A 15565-nucleotide genomic window follows, 5' to 3' on the forward strand; every position below is an offset into this window, starting at 1 on the left:
CCGGCTTGACGAAGAACTCCATCTCCATCTGCTCGAACTCGCGGGTGCGGAAGATGAAGTTGCCGGGCGTGATCTCGTTGCGGAAGGACTTGCCCATCTGCGCGATGCCGAACGGCGGCTTCTTGCGCGAAGCGACCTGCACCTGGGCGAAGTTGGTGAAGATGCCCTGCGCGGTCTCGGGGCGCAGGTAGGCGACGGAGCCGCTGTCCTGGGTCGGGCCGAGGTGGGTGGAGAGCAGACCCGAGAACTGCTTGGGCTCCGTGAACTGGCCCTTGTTGCCGCAGTTCGGGCAGTTCACGTCCACCAGGCCGTTCTCCGGGAGGCGGTTGTGCTTGGCCTCGTAGGCCTCCTCCAGGTGGTCCGCCCGGAACCGCTTGTGGCAGGCGGTGCACTCGGTCAGCGGATCCGTGAAGGTGGCGACGTGACCGGAGGCCACCCAGACCTCGGGGGCCAGGATGACGGACGAGTCGAGACCGACGACGTCCTCGCGCGACGTCACCATGTAGCGCCACCACTGGCGCTTCAGGTTCTCCTTGAGCTCGACACCCAGCGGGCCGTAGTCCCAGGCGGCACGCTGGCCACCGTAGATCTCGCTGCACGGGAATACGAAGCCACGGCGCTTGCTCAGGCTGACGATGGTGTCGATCTTGTCGGCGGCCACGGTGCTCTCTTCATTACGACGACGGGCGACGAAGCAAAGACGCTTCAGAGCGAATGCTTCAGGGTACCGGCGGGGCCTCCCCCTCAACCAAATCGGTTCCGCTTACCGACCCCTCACCCAGGCTTGTTGACAACGGTTTCCATGTTTGTTGAAAATGACTCTCATGAACGTACGACGCCGCCTCATATCCGCGGCCGCCGCGACCACCGTCACCGCACTCGGCATGGCGGCCCTCACCGCCTGCGGCGGCGCCGCCACGGCGGCCCAGACCGGGAAGTTCGACGTCGTGGCGTCGTTCTACCCGATGGCCTTCCTCGCCGACCGGATCGGCGGCAGCCACGTCCACGTCACCAGTCTCACCTCGCCCGGCCAGGAGCCGCACGACCTGGAGATCAGCCCGAAGCAGATCATCGGGATCGAGAAGTCCGACGCGGTCCTCTACCTGAAGAACCTCCAGCCCTCCGTCGACGCCGCGGTCGCCCAGTCGTCGGTCGGGACGAAGATCGACGCGGCCTCCCTGACCACGCTGGAGCGGCACGGCAACGAGGTCGGCGGCCACGCGGCCTCGCACGACGCCTCGAAGAACGAGGAGCTGTCCGGCCTCGACCCGCACATCTGGCTCGACCCGGTGCGCTACGCCCAGGTCGCCGAGGGGGTCGGCAAGGCCTTCGAGAAGGCCGACCCGGACCACGCGGCCGACTACCGGAAGAACACCGCGGCCCTGGTCAAGCAGCTGGACGACCTGGACACGCAGTTCAGGACCGGCCTCGCGCACACGAAGTCCAAGGTCTTCATCACCACCCACGCGGCCTTCGGCTATCTCGCCGAGCGCTACGGCCTGACCGAGGAGGCCGTCAACGGCCTCGACCCGGAGTCGGAGCCGAGCGCGGCCCGGGTCAGGGACCTGGAGACCATGGCCAGGGCCGACGGCGTCACCACCGTGTTCTACGAGACGCTCGTCAGCGACAAGACCGCGAAGACCATCGCCTCCGACGCCGGACTGAAGACGGACGTCCTCGACCCGATCGAGGGCATCACCGGCAAGTCCCGCGGCAGGGACTACTTCGCGGTCCAGGAAGCCAACCTCAAGGCACTCCAGCAGGCACTGGGCGCCGAGTGACACACCACCCGACAGGAGACGACGAGATGAGCGGCGAGCCCGTCATATCCCTGCGCGGGGTGACCGCCGAGCTCGGCTCGCGCCCCGTCCTGCGCGGCATCGACCTCACCGTGCACCGCGGTGAGGTCGTCGCGCTGCTCGGCGCGAACGGCTCCGGCAAGTCGACCGCGATCCGCACGATCATCGGCCAGGTGCCGGCGAGCGGCGGCGAGATAGAGCTGTTCGGCACCCCCCGGCGCACCTTCCGGGACTGGTCGAGGGTCGGCTACGTCCCGCAGCGCACCACCGCGGCGGGCGGCGTCCCGGCCACCGTCACCGAGGTCGTCTCGGCGGGCCGCCTCTCCCGCGCCCGCTTCGGCCTCTTCCGCAAGGCCGACCACGAGGCCGTACGGCACGCCCTCGGCCTGGTCGGCATGGCGGACCGGGCCAAGGACAACGTGGAGGCGCTCTCCGGCGGCCAGCACCAGCGGGTGCTGATCGCCCGCGCGCTGGTCGCCCGCCCCGAACTGCTGATCATGGACGAGCCGATGGCCGGCGTCGACCTGGCCAGCCAGGAGATCCTCGCGCGCACCCTGCGCGAGCAGGTCGAGCAGGGCACCACGGTCCTGCTCGTCCTGCACGAACTGGGCCCGCTGGAGCCCCTGATCGACCGCGCCGTGGTCCTCCGCGACGGCTGCGTCCTGCACGACGGGCCGCCCCCGCGCGCCGTCGGCCAGCACGCGCTGCCCGGCCACGACCACGTCCACCCCCACGACGAGCACACGCCCCTGCGCACAGGACTGCTGAGCTGATGGACTTCCTGAACTACGCCTTCATGCAGCGGGCCCTGCTCGCCGCCGTCCTGGTCGGCATCACCGCCCCCGCCGTCGGCATCTACCTGGTCCAGCGCCGCCAGGCCCTGATGGGCGACGGCATCGGCCACGTCGCGATGACCGGCGTCGGCCTCGGCTTCCTGCTCTCCACCTCCCCCGTCTGGATGGCCACGGCCGTGTCCGTGCTCGGCGCGATCCTGATGGAGCTGATCCGCTGGTACGGCCGCACCCGCGGCGACATCGCCCTCGCGATGCTCTTCTACGGCGGCATGGCCGGCGGCGTGATGCTGATCAACCTGGCGCCGGGCGGCTCCAACGCCAACCTGATGTCGTACCTCTTCGGCTCGCTGTCGACGGTGTCCGAGTCGGACGTCACCGCGATCTGCCTGCTGGCCGCCTTCGTCCTCCTGGTCACCCTCGGCCTGCGCCGGCAGTTGTTCGCGGTGAGCCAGGACGAGGAGTTCGCGCGGGTGACCGGCCTGCCGGTGCGGGCGCTCAACCTGCTGACGGCGATCACGGCGGCGGTGACCGTGACGGTCGCCATGCGCGTGGTGGGCCTGCTGCTGGTCTCCGCGCTCATGGTCGTCCCGGTGGCCGCGGCCCAGCAGCTCAGCCGCAGCTTCGCCGCCACGTTCGCGATCGCCGTCGTGATCGGTGTGACGGTGACGATCGGGGGCACGATCACGTCGTACTACCAGTACGTCCCGCCGGGCGCGACGATCGTCCTGCTGACCATCGCCGCCTTCATCGTGCTGAGCGTGCTGGCCGCGCCGCTGGCCAGGCGACGCGCCCGCGCGGCCGCCGCGCGACGGCCCGCCGGCGACCCGGCGGAGTGCGCGATTCCGGCCACCAGGGGGGCCGCGGACGAGGTCGGCGTCTGACCGCCCTCGGCCCGGGCTGGCACAATGGCCCGGCAGAAGCAGTGATGTGAGGAGGCAACCGGTGACGACCGCTGGACCGCCCGTGAAGGGCCGCTCGACCCGTCAGCGGGCAGCCGTGGCGGCGTGCCTGGACGAGGTCGAGGAGTTCCGCAGCGCGCAGGAACTCCACGACATGCTCAAGCACAAGGGCGACTCGGTCGGCCTCACCACGGTCTACCGCACGCTCCAGAACCTCGCCGACGCCGGCGAGGTCGACGTCCTGCGCACGTCCGACGGCGAGTCGGTGTACCGGCGCTGCTCCACGGGGGAACACCACCACCACCTGGTCTGCCGCGTGTGCGGCAAGGCGGTCGAGGTCGAGGGGCCGGCGGTGGAGAAGTGGGCCGAGGCCATCGCCGCCGAGCACGGGTACGTCAACGTCGCCCACACCGTCGAGATCTTCGGGACGTGCGCGGACTGCGCCGGGGCCACGGCGAGCTGCTGAGCTACACGCGCGCGAGGTGCCGGTCGAGGATCGCGCGCAGCCGGTCGGCGTCGGCGGGGTCCTGGAGGCCGCGCTTGGGCAGCACGGTGAAGCAGGAGACGTTCTTGTCGTCGCTGTAGGTGAAGAAGGCGTCCTTGGTCTCCCGGTAGCGGGGCTGCGCCGACCAGTTGAGCGACGTCGTGCTGTTGTCGGTGACCAGCGTCAGCCCGGCGTCCGTCACGGTCGCGCGGAACGTGCCGTTGCGGGCGCCGAGCTTCTGGAACGCGCGGGCCTGGAGCCGGGGTGTGAAGAACACCAGGATCGCGGCCAAGGGCATCAAGACCAGCAGGAACCAGTTGGGCTTGTCGCGCCCCGCCAGGGAGAGTGAGGCGTTCAGCACAAAGGCGAGCGCCACGACCACGAAGGCCCAGCGCCGCGGCCGCACCCACCGCCGCCGCAGCCGCTCGCGTTCCCGCAGCGCCCCCGTGAAGTCCTCCGTCGCCGGCTGGTAGACCAGCTCCACCACGCCCTGTGCGGCGGCATCCCGCCCCATGTCCATGACCATGGGGCGGATCGTACCGGCGCAGATCAGCTCCGGTCGAAGCACTTCTCCAGCTCGTTCAGGTCGTAGAACGTGCTGTGCTTCGAGATCGGCCTGCAGTCCGCCTTGAAGGCGATCTCCTTCTCGTTGTAGAGCATCCGCACCAGGTAGTCGTCGCCCTTGCGGAAGACGTCCCACTGGATGTTGGAGGCCAGGGAGGCGGCCTCGGCGCCGCGCCACGGGTTGTCGGCGTAGGTGAAGTCGACGCCCGCGGTGGCGGCCTTCTCGCTGCCGGGCAGCCGCATCAGCGCGGCCAGCGGGATGATCTCCTCGGCGTGGGTGAAGCGGAGTTCGGCGCCCAGCGTGCTGGTGGCGTCCCGCTTGGCCTCGACCTGCTTGAAGAGGTCGTCGAGGAGGGGCTGGGCCATCTTGTAGGTGATGTCGCTGTCCGAGAAGCTCGGACCCTTCTCATAGAAGTCCTCGGCGTCGCTGAGGTAGCCGAACCAGGCCGCGTCGCGCGGGGCGATGTAGCGGTCGAAGTCCCAGCCCTTGCCGTCCGGGCTCTCCTCGCTCATGGCGGGCGCGATGGCGTAGAGGTTGTAGACGGCGGTGGCGGCGGTGATGGCGTCGGCGGTTGCGGCGAACTCGCCGTCGGCGATGCGCTGCACGAACGCCGGCTTGAAGATCCTGCCGAGGACCCGGGCCGCCGCCTGGTGCGAGGCCGGCTGGTCGGTGATCGACTTCAGGGTCGAGGCGAGACGCTCGTCGCTCGCCAGCCACTTCTGGTAGTCGGCGCCGCCGGAGGACTTGTGGAAGTAGAGGAGGTTCTTGTCGACGCGGGCGGTGCCGAGGGAGGACTTCAGCGCCGGGTCGGCGTCGGTGAGGGCGGTGGAGAAGACCGTACCGCTGTCGACCGCGCGGCCCTGGCCGGAGCTGACGACGTCGATCTTCTCGCCGTTCTCGGCGATCGAGGTGAAGAGGGACGGCAGGCGCTTCTCCAGGCGGACCGCGGTGGCGCGGAGTTCGTCCTTGCCGCGGCCGCTGAGGTTGCCGTACCCGATCGCGCTCATGGCGGCTTCGAGCGCCTGCACGTCCGGGCCGAACTTCCTGCCGCGCGCGGTGAGCTGGCCGTCGGCCTTCGCCTGGTTCCAGAGCGCGAGGATCGTGTCGCCGTCCTCGCCGTCGGTGGCGGAGCGGGAGCCGTGCCGGGAGACGTTCTCGGTGAAGACGGCGGTGTAACCGGCCGGCGGCTGCTGGTAGGTGCGCGGGTTCTGGCCGGGGGTGTAGACGGCCTTGGTGCCGTAGCTCTCGCGATGGGTGAGCCCGGTGTCCGTGGCGTGCGCGGGAAGCGCGGCCAGGAGCAGGGCGCCGAGCGAGAGGACGGGGACGACGCGCTTCATGAGGACCGTTCCGGGGGCGGGAGACGGGGGGTGGCCTGGGTGGATCTTCCGTATCCTCGACGGCCCTCATGAACGGCGCGTGGCCGTCAGTTGCCCGACGGGTTCTCCTCCGTGCGGCCCTCCATGGCCAGCAGCTCCTCGTTGGGGATGGCCCCGCCGAACCGCCGGTCGCGGGAGGCGAACTCGACGCACGCCCGCCACAGGTCGCGGCGGTCGAAGTCGGGCCACAGCACGTCCTGGAAGACCATCTCGGCGTAAGCGCTCTGCCAGATCAGGTAGTTGGAGGTGCGCTGTTCGCCGCTGGGCCGCAGGAACATGTCCACGTCCGGCATGTCGGCGTAGTACATGTGCTTCTGGATGGTCTTCTCGCTGACCTTCGACGGGTCGAGCCGGCCCGCCTTGACCTCCTCGGCGATCGCCTGCACCGCGTCGGTGATCTCGGCCCGGCCGCCGTAGTTCATGCAGAAGTACAGGGTGAGCAGGTCGTTGTCCTTGGTCTGCTCCTGGGCGACCTGGAGCTCCTTGGCGACCGACTTCCACAGCCGGGGCATCCGGCCCGCCCAGCGCACCCGGACACCGAGGGAGTCGAGCTGGTCGCGGGACTTGCGGATGAAGTCGCGGTTGAAGTTCATCAGGAAGCGGACCTCGTCGGGCGAGCGCTTCCAGTTCTCGGTGGAGAAGGCGTACAGGGAGATGTTGCGCACGCCCATCTCGATCGCGCCCTGGAGCACGTCGAGGACCTGCTCGGCGCCGACCTTGTGGCCCTCGGTGCGCGGCAGCCCGCGCTCCTTGGCCCAGCGGCCGTTCCCGTCCATGACGATCGCCACGTGGTTCGGGACCAGTTCGCCCGGGAGCTTCGGCGGGCGGGCGCCGGACGGGTGCGGTTCCGGCGCCTCGTACTCGCGGCGCTGACGCCCCAGGATCCCGCGTACGACCATGTGCTTCTCGTCTCCCTCTGGCTTTTCCCGCTAGCTTTTCTCTACGTACCTGAGCGAGCGCAGCCCGCGCTCCAGGTGCCAGTGCAGGTAGGCGGACACCAGCCCACTGCCCTCCCGGACGTGCCGGGCCTCGGCCGCGTCCGCGGTCTCCCAGTCTCCCGTAAGCAGGGCGCCGAGCAGAACCAGGGTCTGCGGCGAGGGCACGACGCTGCCGGCCACCCGGCAGTCGACGCAGACGCTGCCGCCGGAGGCGACCGAGAAGAAGCGGTTCGGTCCGGGCATGCCGCACCTGGCACAGGCCTCGAAGCTGGGCGCGTAGCCGTTGACGGCGAGGGAGCGCAGCAGGAAGGCGTCGAGGACGAGGTGCGGGGCGTGCTCCCCGCGGGCGAGGGTCCGCAGGCCCCCCACGAGCAGCAGGTACTGCTGCACGGCCGGCTCGCCCTCGTGGTCGGTGAACCGCTCGGCCGTCTCCAGCATGGCCGTCCCGGCGGTGTACCGCGCGTAGTCGGTGACGATCCCGCCGCCGTACGGCGCGATGGTCTCGCTCTGCGTGCACAGCGGCAGCCCGCGCCCCACCAGCTCGCTCCCGCGGGCGAAGAACTGCACGTCGACGTGGGAGAAGGGCTCCAGCCGGGCCCCGAACTTCGACTTCGTCCGCCGGACGCCACGAGCCACCGCCCGCACCCGGCCGTGCCCCCGGGTGAGCAGGGTGATGATGCGGTCCGCCTCACCGAGCTTCTGGGTGCGCAGCACGATGCCGTCGTCGCGGAACAGGCTCATGGGCCCATTCTGCCCTGCCGCCGCGAGGGGGTGTCCGGCAAGGCGGTCTTCAGGACACCTCGCCACGGCTGCGGGCGTTGGCGTGGGCGGTGGCCGCGCTGAGCCGTTCGGCCGGGGTGGCGACGCGTACGGCGTCCGGGTGCGCGTCCCACTCCCGTCCTCCCCCGTACGGCCGCAACTGCACGTAGGGGCCCTCGTGGCCCATGACGATGCCCAGCCGTCCGGTACGGGTGTCGACGGCGCAGGAGCCGATGGGGAGGTTCATCGCGTTCACCTCACCTGGCTCCCCCGCCCCTGGGAATTTCACGCTTCGCATCACCGGTGTGGCGCTGCGTGCCTAGACTCGGCCGGAGTCTGTCCCGCCACGCGCAGAGGGCCGGGCGGCTCCTACATCAGTCCCGCACCCGCGAGGTACTTCGCCACGCACTCGGTCTCCTCCTGCGACAGCGGCACCTGGGGCTCGGCCGTGACGGGGCAGTCGATCACCCCGCGCAGGTGCAGCGCCGCCTTGAACGCCCCGAGCCCCGCCGAGCCGGCGCCCATCCGGGCCGGGTCTCCGACGCCGGTCATCCGGAAGAGGCCGCACAGCCGCTCCTGCTCGGCCCGCGCCCGCTCCCAGTCGCCCGCCCGGCAGAGCCGGTCCAGGCGGACGTACCCGTCCGGGTCGACGTTGGCGAGTCCCGGGACCGCTCCGTCGGCGCCCAGCGCGAGGGCCGAGTCGACGGTCAGCTCGGATCCCGTCAGCGCGCTGAAGCCGGGCAGGCCCCTGCTGCCCGTGACGACCTCGCGGAAGCCCGCAAGGTCGCCGCTGGAGTCCTTCAGCCCGGCCAGCACCCCCTCGGCGGCCAGTTCCAGCACCAGGCCGGCGGGGAGCTTGGTGTGGACGGCGACCGGGATGTCGTACGCGATCACCGGCACCGGCGACCGGTCGGCGACCAGGCGGTAGTGGCGGGCGATCTCGGCGGGGTGGGTGCGGGTGTAGAAGGGGGCGGTGACGACGACCGCGTCCGCGCCGGCCGCGGTGACGGACGCCACGTGGTCCAGGACCCTGGGGGTGGTCATGTCGATGACGCCGGCCAGCACCGGGAGCCGGCCGGCCACGTGGCCGGCCACCGTCTCGGTGACCAGCCTGCGCTGCCGGTCCGTCAGGTACGCCGCCTCCGACGTCGAGCCCAGCACGAACAGGCCGTCCACCCCGGCCGCCGCCAGATGGTCGACGAGCCTGCGCAGGGAGGCAACGTCCACCTCGCGGTCCGGTGTCAGGGGCGTGCAGACGGGCGGTACGACACCGGTCAGCTGGATGGGCAGCGTCATCAGGTCTCCCTGGGCAGGCTGTGGCTCGGCTGGTCCTCCTCTCCAGGATCCATCGGGTGGTGACAGCGGTAGCGGTGACCGGGCCGTGGCGCGGCCGAGAAGTCAGGCATGCGGACGGCACACTCGTCGTCCGCCCGCCAGCAGCGGGTGCGGAACGGGCACCCGGACGGCGGCCGGGTCGCCGAGGGCACCGGTCCCGTGAGCGGGATGGGGTCGATCGGGTTCAGCAGGCCCGGGGTGGCCGAGAACAGGGCCCGGGTGTACGGGTGCCGCGCGTGGCCCGTGACGTCGGCGGCCGGGGTGTCCTCGACGATCCGGCCCAGGTACATGGTGATCACCCGGTCGCTCATCCGCCGTACGGTCTGGATGTCGTGGGAGACGAAGACCAGGGCGAGACCGAGGCGTTCGCGCAGGTCGAGCAGGAGGTTGAGGATCTGGGCGCGGACCGAGACGTCCAGCGCGCTGGTCGGTTCGTCCGCCACCACCAGGTCGGGGTCCAGGGCGAGCGCACGGGCGATCGCGACGCGCTGGCGCTGGCCGCCGGAGAGCTGGCCGGGCAGGGCCTCGGCGAGGGCCCGGGGCAGGCCGACGAGGCCCATCAGCTCCCGCACCCTGTCCTCCCGTTCGGCCTTGGTGCCGCGGTCGTGGACGTCCAGCGGGTCGCGCAGGATGCGGCGTACCGGCAGGCGGCGGTTGAGGGCCGTCGACGGGTCCTGGAAGACCATGCCGGTGCTCGCGCCGACGGTCGTCCGCCGTTCGCCCGGTGGCATCGCCCACAGGTCGCGGCCGTGGAAGGTGACCGTGCCGGCCGTCGGCCGTTCGATGCCGACCAGCACCTTCGCCAGCGTCGACTTCCCGCACCCGGACTCGCCGACCACGCCGACCGTCTCGCCGGGCGCCACGGTGAGGTCGGCGCCGGTCAGCGCGTACACCCGGTCCCGGCCGAACACGCCGCCGCCACGGGTCCGGTGGACCACGTGGACGCCGGTCAGCTGCACCGCGCTCATGTCACCGCCTCCGTGCTCGCCGCCAGGTCGACGGCCGGGTGGTGGCAGGCCGCGGTGTGCGCGGGGGTGCCGACGAGGCCGGGTGGTGTCGTACGGCAGACCTCGCTCGCGGCCGGGCAGCGGTCGCTGAAGCGGCATCCCGCGGGGAAGTCGGCGGGGGACGGCACCACGCCCCTGATCTGGGTGAGCCGCTCGGCCCCGGCCTCCAGCGACAGCACGCTGCCGAGCAGGCCGCGCGTGTAGTGGTGGGTGGGGGCGCCGACCAGTTCGGCGGTGACGCCGGTCTCGGCGATCTGGCCGCCGTACATCACCACCACCCGGTCGGTGACGTCGGCGACCAGGGCGAGGTCGTGGGAGACGAGGATCAGCGCGAAGCCGAGTTCCTCGCGGAGGCGGAGGAGGAGTTCCATCACCTGGGCCTGGACGGTGACGTCGAGGGCGGTGGTGGGTTCGTCGGCGATGATCAGGCGGGGGTCGCGGGAGAGGGCCATCGCGATGAGGACGCGTTGGCGCTGGCCGCCGGAGAGTTCGTGGGGGTATCTGCGGAGGGTGCCGCCGGGGTCGAGGCCGACGAGGGTGAGGAGGTCGGCGGGGGTGCGGTGGCCGCCGCGCCTTGTCAGCTGCTTGAGCTGGGCGTTGACCGTCATGGAAGGGTTCAGGGAGGACAGGGCGTCCTGGTAGACCATCGCGATCTCGTGGCCGAGGAGGCGACGGTGGGGGGTGGTGAGGTCCACGGGCGGCTGCGGGTGCGTTGTGGCCGGTCGCGCCCGCGCGGCGGTAGCCGCACATTCGGCACTGCCCCGCGCCCCTGGCGGGGCGCTCCAAGCGGCGGTGTTGAAAAGGATCCGGCCCGTCACCCTGGCCGTCTTCGGTTGCAGGCCCATGATGGTCAGAGCTGTCAGGGACTTGCCGCAGCCCGATTCCCCCACCAGGCCGAGGACTTCGCCCGCGTGAATCTCGAAGCTGATGCCGTTCACGATGTTCACGCCCCGGTGGCGGTCCGGGAAGGCGATGGCGAGGTTCTCCACGGACAGGACCGGTGGGCCCTCCCGGGAGGGCAGCGGACGGGCACGCCGTCGTAGCCGGTCGGCCGCCTCGGTCAAGGACGGCAGCTCCGGGGCCTCACCCGGCTCAAGTACCTCCACAGGCTCCGCCGGCTCCGTCTCCCTCCCCGCCGGTGACGCCCACGCGTCCGACACTCCCTCGGAGAGGATGTTCAGGGCGAGGACCGTGCACAGGATCAGCAGGCCGGGGAAGAGAGTGGCCCACCAGCCGCCGGTCAGGACCATGTTCTTGCCGTCGGCGATGACGCTGCCCCAGGACGGGTCGGGGGGCCGTACGCCCGCGCCGATGAAGGACAGGGACGCCTCGAAGACGATGGCCTCGGCGACCTGGACGGTGCAGAAGACGAGGACGGGGGCGAGGCAGTTGACCGCCACGTGGCGGACGACGATGTGCGGGGTGCGGGCGCCGATCACGCGTTCCGCGGTGACGTAGTCCTCGCCGTACTGGTCGAGGACGTTCGCGCGGACGACCCGGGCCACCGGCGGGGTGAAGAGGAAGGCGATCGCGCAGATCAGGACCGTGATGCCGCCGCCGAAGACGGCCACCAGGACGGCGGCGAGGGCGATGCCGGGGAACGCCATCACCACGTCCAGGCAGCGCATCAGTGTCTCGTCGACGGCCTTGCGGGAGGTGGCCGCGAGGGCCCCGAGCAGGGCGCCGGCGACCAGGGCGAGGCCGGTCGCGCCGAGGCCGATGGCGAGAGACCAGCGGGCGCCGTACATCAGCCGGCTGAGGATGTCCCGGCCGAGGCTGTCCTGGCCCATCCAGTGGCCGGCCGAGGGGTGGCCGGTGCCGTCGACGGGGGCCTGCTGTGCGAGCGGGTCGCCGGGGGCCAGGAGGAGGGCGAACACCGCCACCAGGACGATCACGGTCAGGAAGGCGAGGGCCGCCTTCGCCGGCGGTGACAACCTGCGCAGTCGTACGCCGGGGCGGGCGAGGGCGGTGGTGAGGGCCGCGCGGGTGAACGTCGTCATGTGGCCTCCCTCAGGCGCGGGTTGACCAGGAGGTAGAGGATGTCGATGACGAGGTTGACGACGACGAAGCCGGTCGCGGTGGTGAGGACGACGCCCTGGACCACGGCGGGGTCGCCGTTCTGGACGGCGTCGATCATCAGCTTGCCCATGCCGGGCAGGGCGAAGACGGTCTCGATGACGACGGCGCCGCCGAGCAGGTAGCCGACCCGCAGACCCAGCACGGTCAGGGGGTTGACCAGGGCGTTGCGCAGGACGTTGCGGCCGACCACGACGTGGGGCGGCAGGCCGCTGCCGATCGCGGTGCGGACGTAGTCCTTGTCGAGTTCCTCGACCACAGAGGTGCGGACGATCCGGGTGAGCTGGGCCGCCACCGGGAGGGAGAGCGCGAGGGCGGGCAGGGCCATGGTCCTCAGCCAGCCGGTGACGGAGTCCTCGGGGGTGATGTAGCCGCCGGACGGGAACCAGCCGCGGTCGACGGCGAGGTACTGGATCATCAGCAGCGCCAGCCAGAAGGCGGGGGCGGCGACGCCGACCAGGGAGAGCACGCGGATGGTCTGGTCGGGCCAGCGGTCGCGGTGGATGGCCGCGGTGACGCCTGCGGCGAAGGCCAGGACGACGGCGATGCCGAGGCCGAGGAAGGTGAGCTGGAGGGTGAGCGGCAGGGCGGTGAGGACCTGGTCGAGGACCGGGGTGCGGGTGAGGGCGCTGGTGCCGAGGTCGCCGTGGAGCAGGCCGCCGACGAAGTGGACGTAGCGCAGGGGCAGCGGGTCGAGGAGGCCGTTGCGTTCGCGGAAGTCGTGGAGCTGCTGCGGGGTGGGATTGGCGCCCTGGAAGAACGCGGACGCCGGGTCGACGTCGGAGAACCGCATCACCAGGAACACGAAGAGGGCGATGCCGAGCAGCAGGGGCACCAGCAGGGCGGTGCGGCGCAGCAGGATGCGCAGGACGGCGGTCATGCGGTCAGGCCCACTTGGCGGTGAGGACGTTGATGCCCGGGTAGGGCTGGGCCCTTATGCCGGTGAGCCTGCGCGGGTCCCAGGCGGTGATCAGCTCGTTGTGGACCACCGGGTAGAGGACGGCCTGTTCGGCGACGACGTCGAGGTACTCCTGGATCATCGTCTTCTTCTTGTCCGGGTCCGGTTCGCGGGTGGCGGCGTCCATGTCCTTGAAGAGCTGCTTCGCGACAGCGTTGTCGGCCCAGCGGGCGTAGCCCATCCACAGGTTCCGGGGGCCGTAGTTGTAGTGCATGATCAGGTCGGCGTCGAGGCCGAACTGGTTGGGGTTCGAGACGGCGGCGACGACCTGGTAGTCCTGTTTCTGGTCCATCTTGGTGAACACGGCCGTGGTCTCCTGCGGGGATAGGGTCGTGGCGACGCCGATCGCGTCCCAGGACGACTTGATGGTGGGCAGGCAGTCGACGAGCCAGCTCACGTTGGCCGCGAGGATGTCCACGCGCAGGCCGCTGACTCCGGCGGCCCTGAGGAGCGCCTTCGCCCTGTCGGGGTCGTGGTCGTAGACCGTCTTCGCCCGGCGGTAGGCGGGGTTGGTCTCGTTCAGGAACGAACTCGCCGGTTTTCCATGGCCTTTGAGGGCGACCTCGACGATCTTCGCCTTGTCGATGGCGTAGTGCAGGGCCTGGCGGACCCGGACGTCGTCGAAGGGCCGGTGCCGCGTGTTGAACATCAGGAACGCGTTGTTCATCCCGGCGCCGCCGCCGACCGACAGGCCGCCCTGTTCGAGGCGGGGGATGTTGGCGTAGGGGATGTTGTCGGAGATCTGGGCGCCGGCGTCGGTCCCGGAGATGCGGGCCACGCGGGAGGCGGCGTCGACGATCGTCAGCCAGTTCATCTTCCGGAAGGCGGGCCTGCGGGGGCCGTTGTAGCGGTCGTACGCGGCGAAGGTGGTGTTGGACTTCGGGTGGTGCCCGGTCTGCCGGTACGGCCCGGAGCCGACCGCCAGTCCCTTGATCGCCTCGTCCCAGGCGCCGGGCCGGGAGAACACGTGCGCCGGCATGATCTTGGCGAGGGTGAGGCGGGCGACGCCGTCCGGGAAGGGGAACCTCAGCACCAGGTCGACGGTCCGGCTGTCGATCTTCCGGGCCTCCTTGAGCCAGCTCGCGAAGAAGCCCTGGGCGAGGGTCTGGGTGCCCGGGTCGAGGATCCGGTCGAAGACGAAGACCACGTCGTCGGCGGTGACCGGTTTCCCGTCGTGAAAGGTGGCGCCCCGGCGCAGGGTGAACCGCCAGGTGGTGGCGTTCGCGTCGGCGGGCAGCCGGGTCGCCAGCGCCGGGTAGGGGGCACGGGTGATCGGGTCGGTGTCGGCCAGTCCCTCGTAGATGTGGTTGTTGGCGGCCATCGCGAACGCGGACGCGGTCTGGGTGGGGTCCCAGCTGCCGTCGTTGCCGTAGCCGATCACCGCGGTGAGGGTGCGGTCGGACCCGCTGCCGCCGAACTCGATCGTGGACCTGGGACCGCACGCCGTGAGCGAGGACAGAGCGGCCGCCGCGCCGAGCGCGCCGGTGTGCGCCAGGAACGTCCTGCGGCCGTGGATCGCCTCGTCGCGCACGGTGCCTCCAGCGTGGGGGAAAGGAGACGTCGGACGTACGGTGTTTCAGCGCGACGATAAGAGGGGGTTCAGGGCCGGTCAAGACAAGGCGCGCGAATGGCGTAAACCACCAGAGGTGGGACCAATGACGCCGCCGCAACGCCCCCGCAGGGGCGTGAGGAACTGCACGACGCGACACCGCACGCAGCGCCCCCGCAGGGGCGCGGGGAACTGCGCGACCAGCCACAACGCCGCCGCGGTCGGCAGACGACACGGCGTGCAACGCCCCCGAGGGGGCGCGGGGAACTGCGCGACCAGCCACCACGGCGCCGCGGTCGGCAGACGGTGGCGCGGGAGCCGGATGGTGGACGCGGCGTCCATATGTCACAGTGAGTGGTCGGCGGACATGACCAGGAGCGCGGTCGGGAGGCAGCACGTGGAGCAGCGGACGGAAGGGACGCCGGTGCGGCGGGGACGCGGGCGGCGGCCCGCGGACGAGGTGCGGGCCGACGTGCTCGCCGCCGCGGGGGCCCTGCTCCTGCGCGACGGCATGGTGGCCTTCACCTTCGAACGGGTCGCCCAGGAGGCCGGGGTCAGCAAGACGACCCTGCACAAGTGGTGGCCCTCGCGCGGCACGCTCGCACTCGACGGCTACTTCCACGCCGTCGAGTCCGCCCTCGCCTTCCCCGACACCGGCGACATCGGGGCCGACCTGACGGCCCAGCTGCGCGCGTTCGTCCGGCTGCTCACCGGGACACCGGCCGGGCGGGTCATCTGCGGGCTCATCGGCCAGGCGCAGACCGACCCCGACCTGTCCGCCGCCTTCCTCCAGCGCTACTCCGGCCCCCGCCGCGAACTGGCCGTGACGGCGATGCGGCGCGCCCAGGACCGCGGCCAGCTGCGCGCCGACGCCGACCCCCAGATCCTGGTCGACCAGCTCTGGGGAGCCTGCTACCACCGCCTGCTGCTGCCCGACGAGCCCCTCACCGAGGAGTTCGCGGACCGGCTGGTCGCCAACCTGCTGCACGGGGTCGGCACCGGCTGAGCCGCCGGCTACCGGACATC

The 15565-nt window shown here is 71.3% G+C and carries 16 protein-coding genes; 5 read left to right on the top strand and 11 right to left on the bottom strand.

Annotation, left to right across the window (positions count from 1 at the left end; translation table 11 throughout):
- A partial coding sequence (locus JF597_RS04505) for a glycine--tRNA ligase (protein ID WP_293989160.1) occupies positions 1–661 on the bottom strand: 661 nt, incomplete at its 3' end.
- 163 nt (positions 662–824) lie between these two features.
- Between JF597_RS04505 and JF597_RS04510 the strand changes: the two genes are divergently transcribed.
- The 4 genes from JF597_RS04510 (at position 825) to JF597_RS04525 (ending at position 3958) form a co-directional block, all read left to right on the top strand.
- Positions 825–1781, top strand: a complete 957-nt coding sequence (locus tag JF597_RS04510) for a metal ABC transporter substrate-binding protein (protein ID WP_293989163.1) — start codon at positions 825–827, stop codon at positions 1779–1781.
- Between the two features lie 26 nt (positions 1782–1807).
- Positions 1808–2572 (top strand): metal ABC transporter ATP-binding protein, encoded by a 765-nt coding sequence (locus tag JF597_RS04515; RefSeq protein WP_293989166.1) that lies wholly within the window; start codon positions 1808–1810, stop codon positions 2570–2572.
- Positions 2572–3474, top strand: coding sequence for a metal ABC transporter permease (locus tag JF597_RS04520; protein WP_293989169.1), 903 nt, complete (start codon positions 2572–2574; stop codon positions 3472–3474). Before JF597_RS04515 ends, JF597_RS04520 begins: the two co-directional genes overlap by 1 nt.
- A gap of 61 nt (positions 3475–3535) precedes the next feature.
- Positions 3536–3958 (top strand): transcriptional repressor, encoded by a 423-nt coding sequence (locus tag JF597_RS04525; protein WP_293989172.1) that lies wholly within the window; start codon positions 3536–3538, stop codon positions 3956–3958.
- A 1-nt stretch (position 3959) separates the two neighbouring features.
- Here JF597_RS04525 and JF597_RS04530 read toward each other — a convergent pair whose 3' ends face one another.
- The 10 genes from JF597_RS04530 to JF597_RS04575 form a co-directional block, all read right to left on the bottom strand.
- Positions 3960–4502 (bottom strand): YcxB family protein, encoded by a 543-nt coding sequence (locus tag JF597_RS04530; protein ID WP_293989174.1) that lies wholly within the window; start codon positions 4500–4502, stop codon positions 3960–3962.
- 23 nt (positions 4503–4525) lie between these two features.
- A complete protein-coding gene (locus JF597_RS04535) occupies positions 4526–5878 on the bottom strand; it encodes a histidine-type phosphatase (protein WP_293989177.1) in 1353 nt (450 codons plus the stop codon).
- Positions 5879–5964: 86 nt separating this feature from the next.
- Entirely contained in the window at positions 5965–6816 is an 852-nt protein-coding gene (locus JF597_RS04540; protein ID WP_293989180.1) for an isoprenyl transferase, read from the bottom strand.
- A gap of 30 nt (positions 6817–6846) precedes the next feature.
- Positions 6847–7596: a DNA repair protein RecO gene (gene recO / locus JF597_RS04545; RefSeq protein WP_293989183.1), complete on the bottom strand. Its 750-nt coding sequence runs from the start codon at positions 7594–7596 to the stop codon at positions 6847–6849.
- A gap of 49 nt (positions 7597–7645) precedes the next feature.
- Positions 7646–7861 carry a hypothetical protein gene (locus JF597_RS04550; RefSeq protein ID WP_293989186.1) on the bottom strand — a complete coding sequence of 72 codons (216 nt, stop codon included), beginning with the start codon at positions 7859–7861 and terminating at the stop codon, positions 7646–7648.
- A gap of 122 nt (positions 7862–7983) precedes the next feature.
- Entirely contained in the window at positions 7984–8910 is a 927-nt protein-coding gene (locus JF597_RS04555) for a dihydrodipicolinate synthase family protein (RefSeq protein WP_293989190.1), read from the bottom strand.
- Entirely contained in the window at positions 8910–9917 is a 1008-nt protein-coding gene (locus JF597_RS04560) for an ABC transporter ATP-binding protein (protein WP_293989193.1), read from the bottom strand. Before JF597_RS04560 ends, JF597_RS04555 begins: the two co-directional genes overlap by 1 nt.
- Positions 9914–11956, bottom strand: a complete 2043-nt coding sequence (locus tag JF597_RS04565; RefSeq protein WP_293989195.1) for a dipeptide/oligopeptide/nickel ABC transporter permease/ATP-binding protein — start codon at positions 11954–11956, stop codon at positions 9914–9916. Before JF597_RS04565 ends, JF597_RS04560 begins: the two co-directional genes overlap by 4 nt.
- Positions 11953–12912: an ABC transporter permease gene (locus JF597_RS04570; protein WP_293989198.1), complete on the bottom strand. Its 960-nt coding sequence runs from the start codon at positions 12910–12912 to the stop codon at positions 11953–11955. The genes JF597_RS04565 and JF597_RS04570 overlap by 4 nt, the downstream gene beginning before the upstream one ends.
- Positions 12913–12916: 4 nt before the next feature.
- On the bottom strand, positions 12917–14521 hold the full coding sequence (locus tag JF597_RS04575; protein ID WP_293989202.1) for an ABC transporter substrate-binding protein: 1605 nt from the start codon (positions 14519–14521) through the stop codon (positions 12917–12919).
- Positions 14522–14936: 415 nt separating this feature from the next.
- Here JF597_RS04575 and JF597_RS04580 point away from each other — a divergent pair, with 415 nt between their 5' ends.
- On the top strand, positions 14937–15545 hold the full coding sequence (locus tag JF597_RS04580) for a TetR/AcrR family transcriptional regulator (RefSeq protein ID WP_293989205.1): 609 nt from the start codon (positions 14937–14939) through the stop codon (positions 15543–15545).
- The last annotated feature ends 20 nt before the right edge of the window (positions 15546–15565 follow it).

The sequence above is a fragment of the Streptomyces sp. genome (assembly GCF_019510245.1).
Lineage (GTDB): Bacteria > Actinomycetota > Actinomycetes > Streptomycetales > Streptomycetaceae > Streptomyces.

Bases quoted from the DNA above. Each gene is read 5' to 3' on its own strand.
- JF597_RS04510 (WP_293989163.1), top strand. From the start codon at position 825: ATGAACGTACGACGCCGCCTCATATCCGCGGCCGCCGCGACCACCGTC.
- JF597_RS04515 (WP_293989166.1), top strand. From the start codon at position 1,808: ATGAGCGGCGAGCCCGTCATATCCCTGCGCGGGGTGACCGCCGAGCTC.
- JF597_RS04520 (WP_293989169.1), top strand. From the start codon at position 2,572: ATGGACTTCCTGAACTACGCCTTCATGCAGCGGGCCCTGCTCGCCGCC.
- JF597_RS04530 (WP_293989174.1), bottom strand. From the start codon at position 4,502: ATGGTCATGGACATGGGGCGGGATGCCGCCGCACAGGGCGTGGTGGAG.
- JF597_RS04535 (WP_293989177.1), bottom strand. From the start codon at position 5,878: ATGAAGCGCGTCGTCCCCGTCCTCTCGCTCGGCGCCCTGCTCCTGGCC.
- JF597_RS04540 (WP_293989180.1), bottom strand. From the start codon at position 6,816: ATGGTCGTACGCGGGATCCTGGGGCGTCAGCGCCGCGAGTACGAGGCG.
- recO (WP_293989183.1), bottom strand. From the start codon at position 7,596: ATGAGCCTGTTCCGCGACGACGGCATCGTGCTGCGCACCCAGAAGCTC.
- JF597_RS04550 (WP_293989186.1), bottom strand. From the start codon at position 7,861: ATGAACCTCCCCATCGGCTCCTGCGCCGTCGACACCCGTACCGGACGG.
- JF597_RS04555 (WP_293989190.1), bottom strand. From the start codon at position 8,910: ATGACGCTGCCCATCCAGCTGACCGGTGTCGTACCGCCCGTCTGCACG.
- JF597_RS04560 (WP_293989193.1), bottom strand. From the start codon at position 9,917: ATGAGCGCGGTGCAGCTGACCGGCGTCCACGTGGTCCACCGGACCCGT.
- JF597_RS04565 (WP_293989195.1), bottom strand. From the start codon at position 11,956: ATGACGACGTTCACCCGCGCGGCCCTCACCACCGCCCTCGCCCGCCCC.
- JF597_RS04570 (WP_293989198.1), bottom strand. From the start codon at position 12,912: ATGACCGCCGTCCTGCGCATCCTGCTGCGCCGCACCGCCCTGCTGGTG.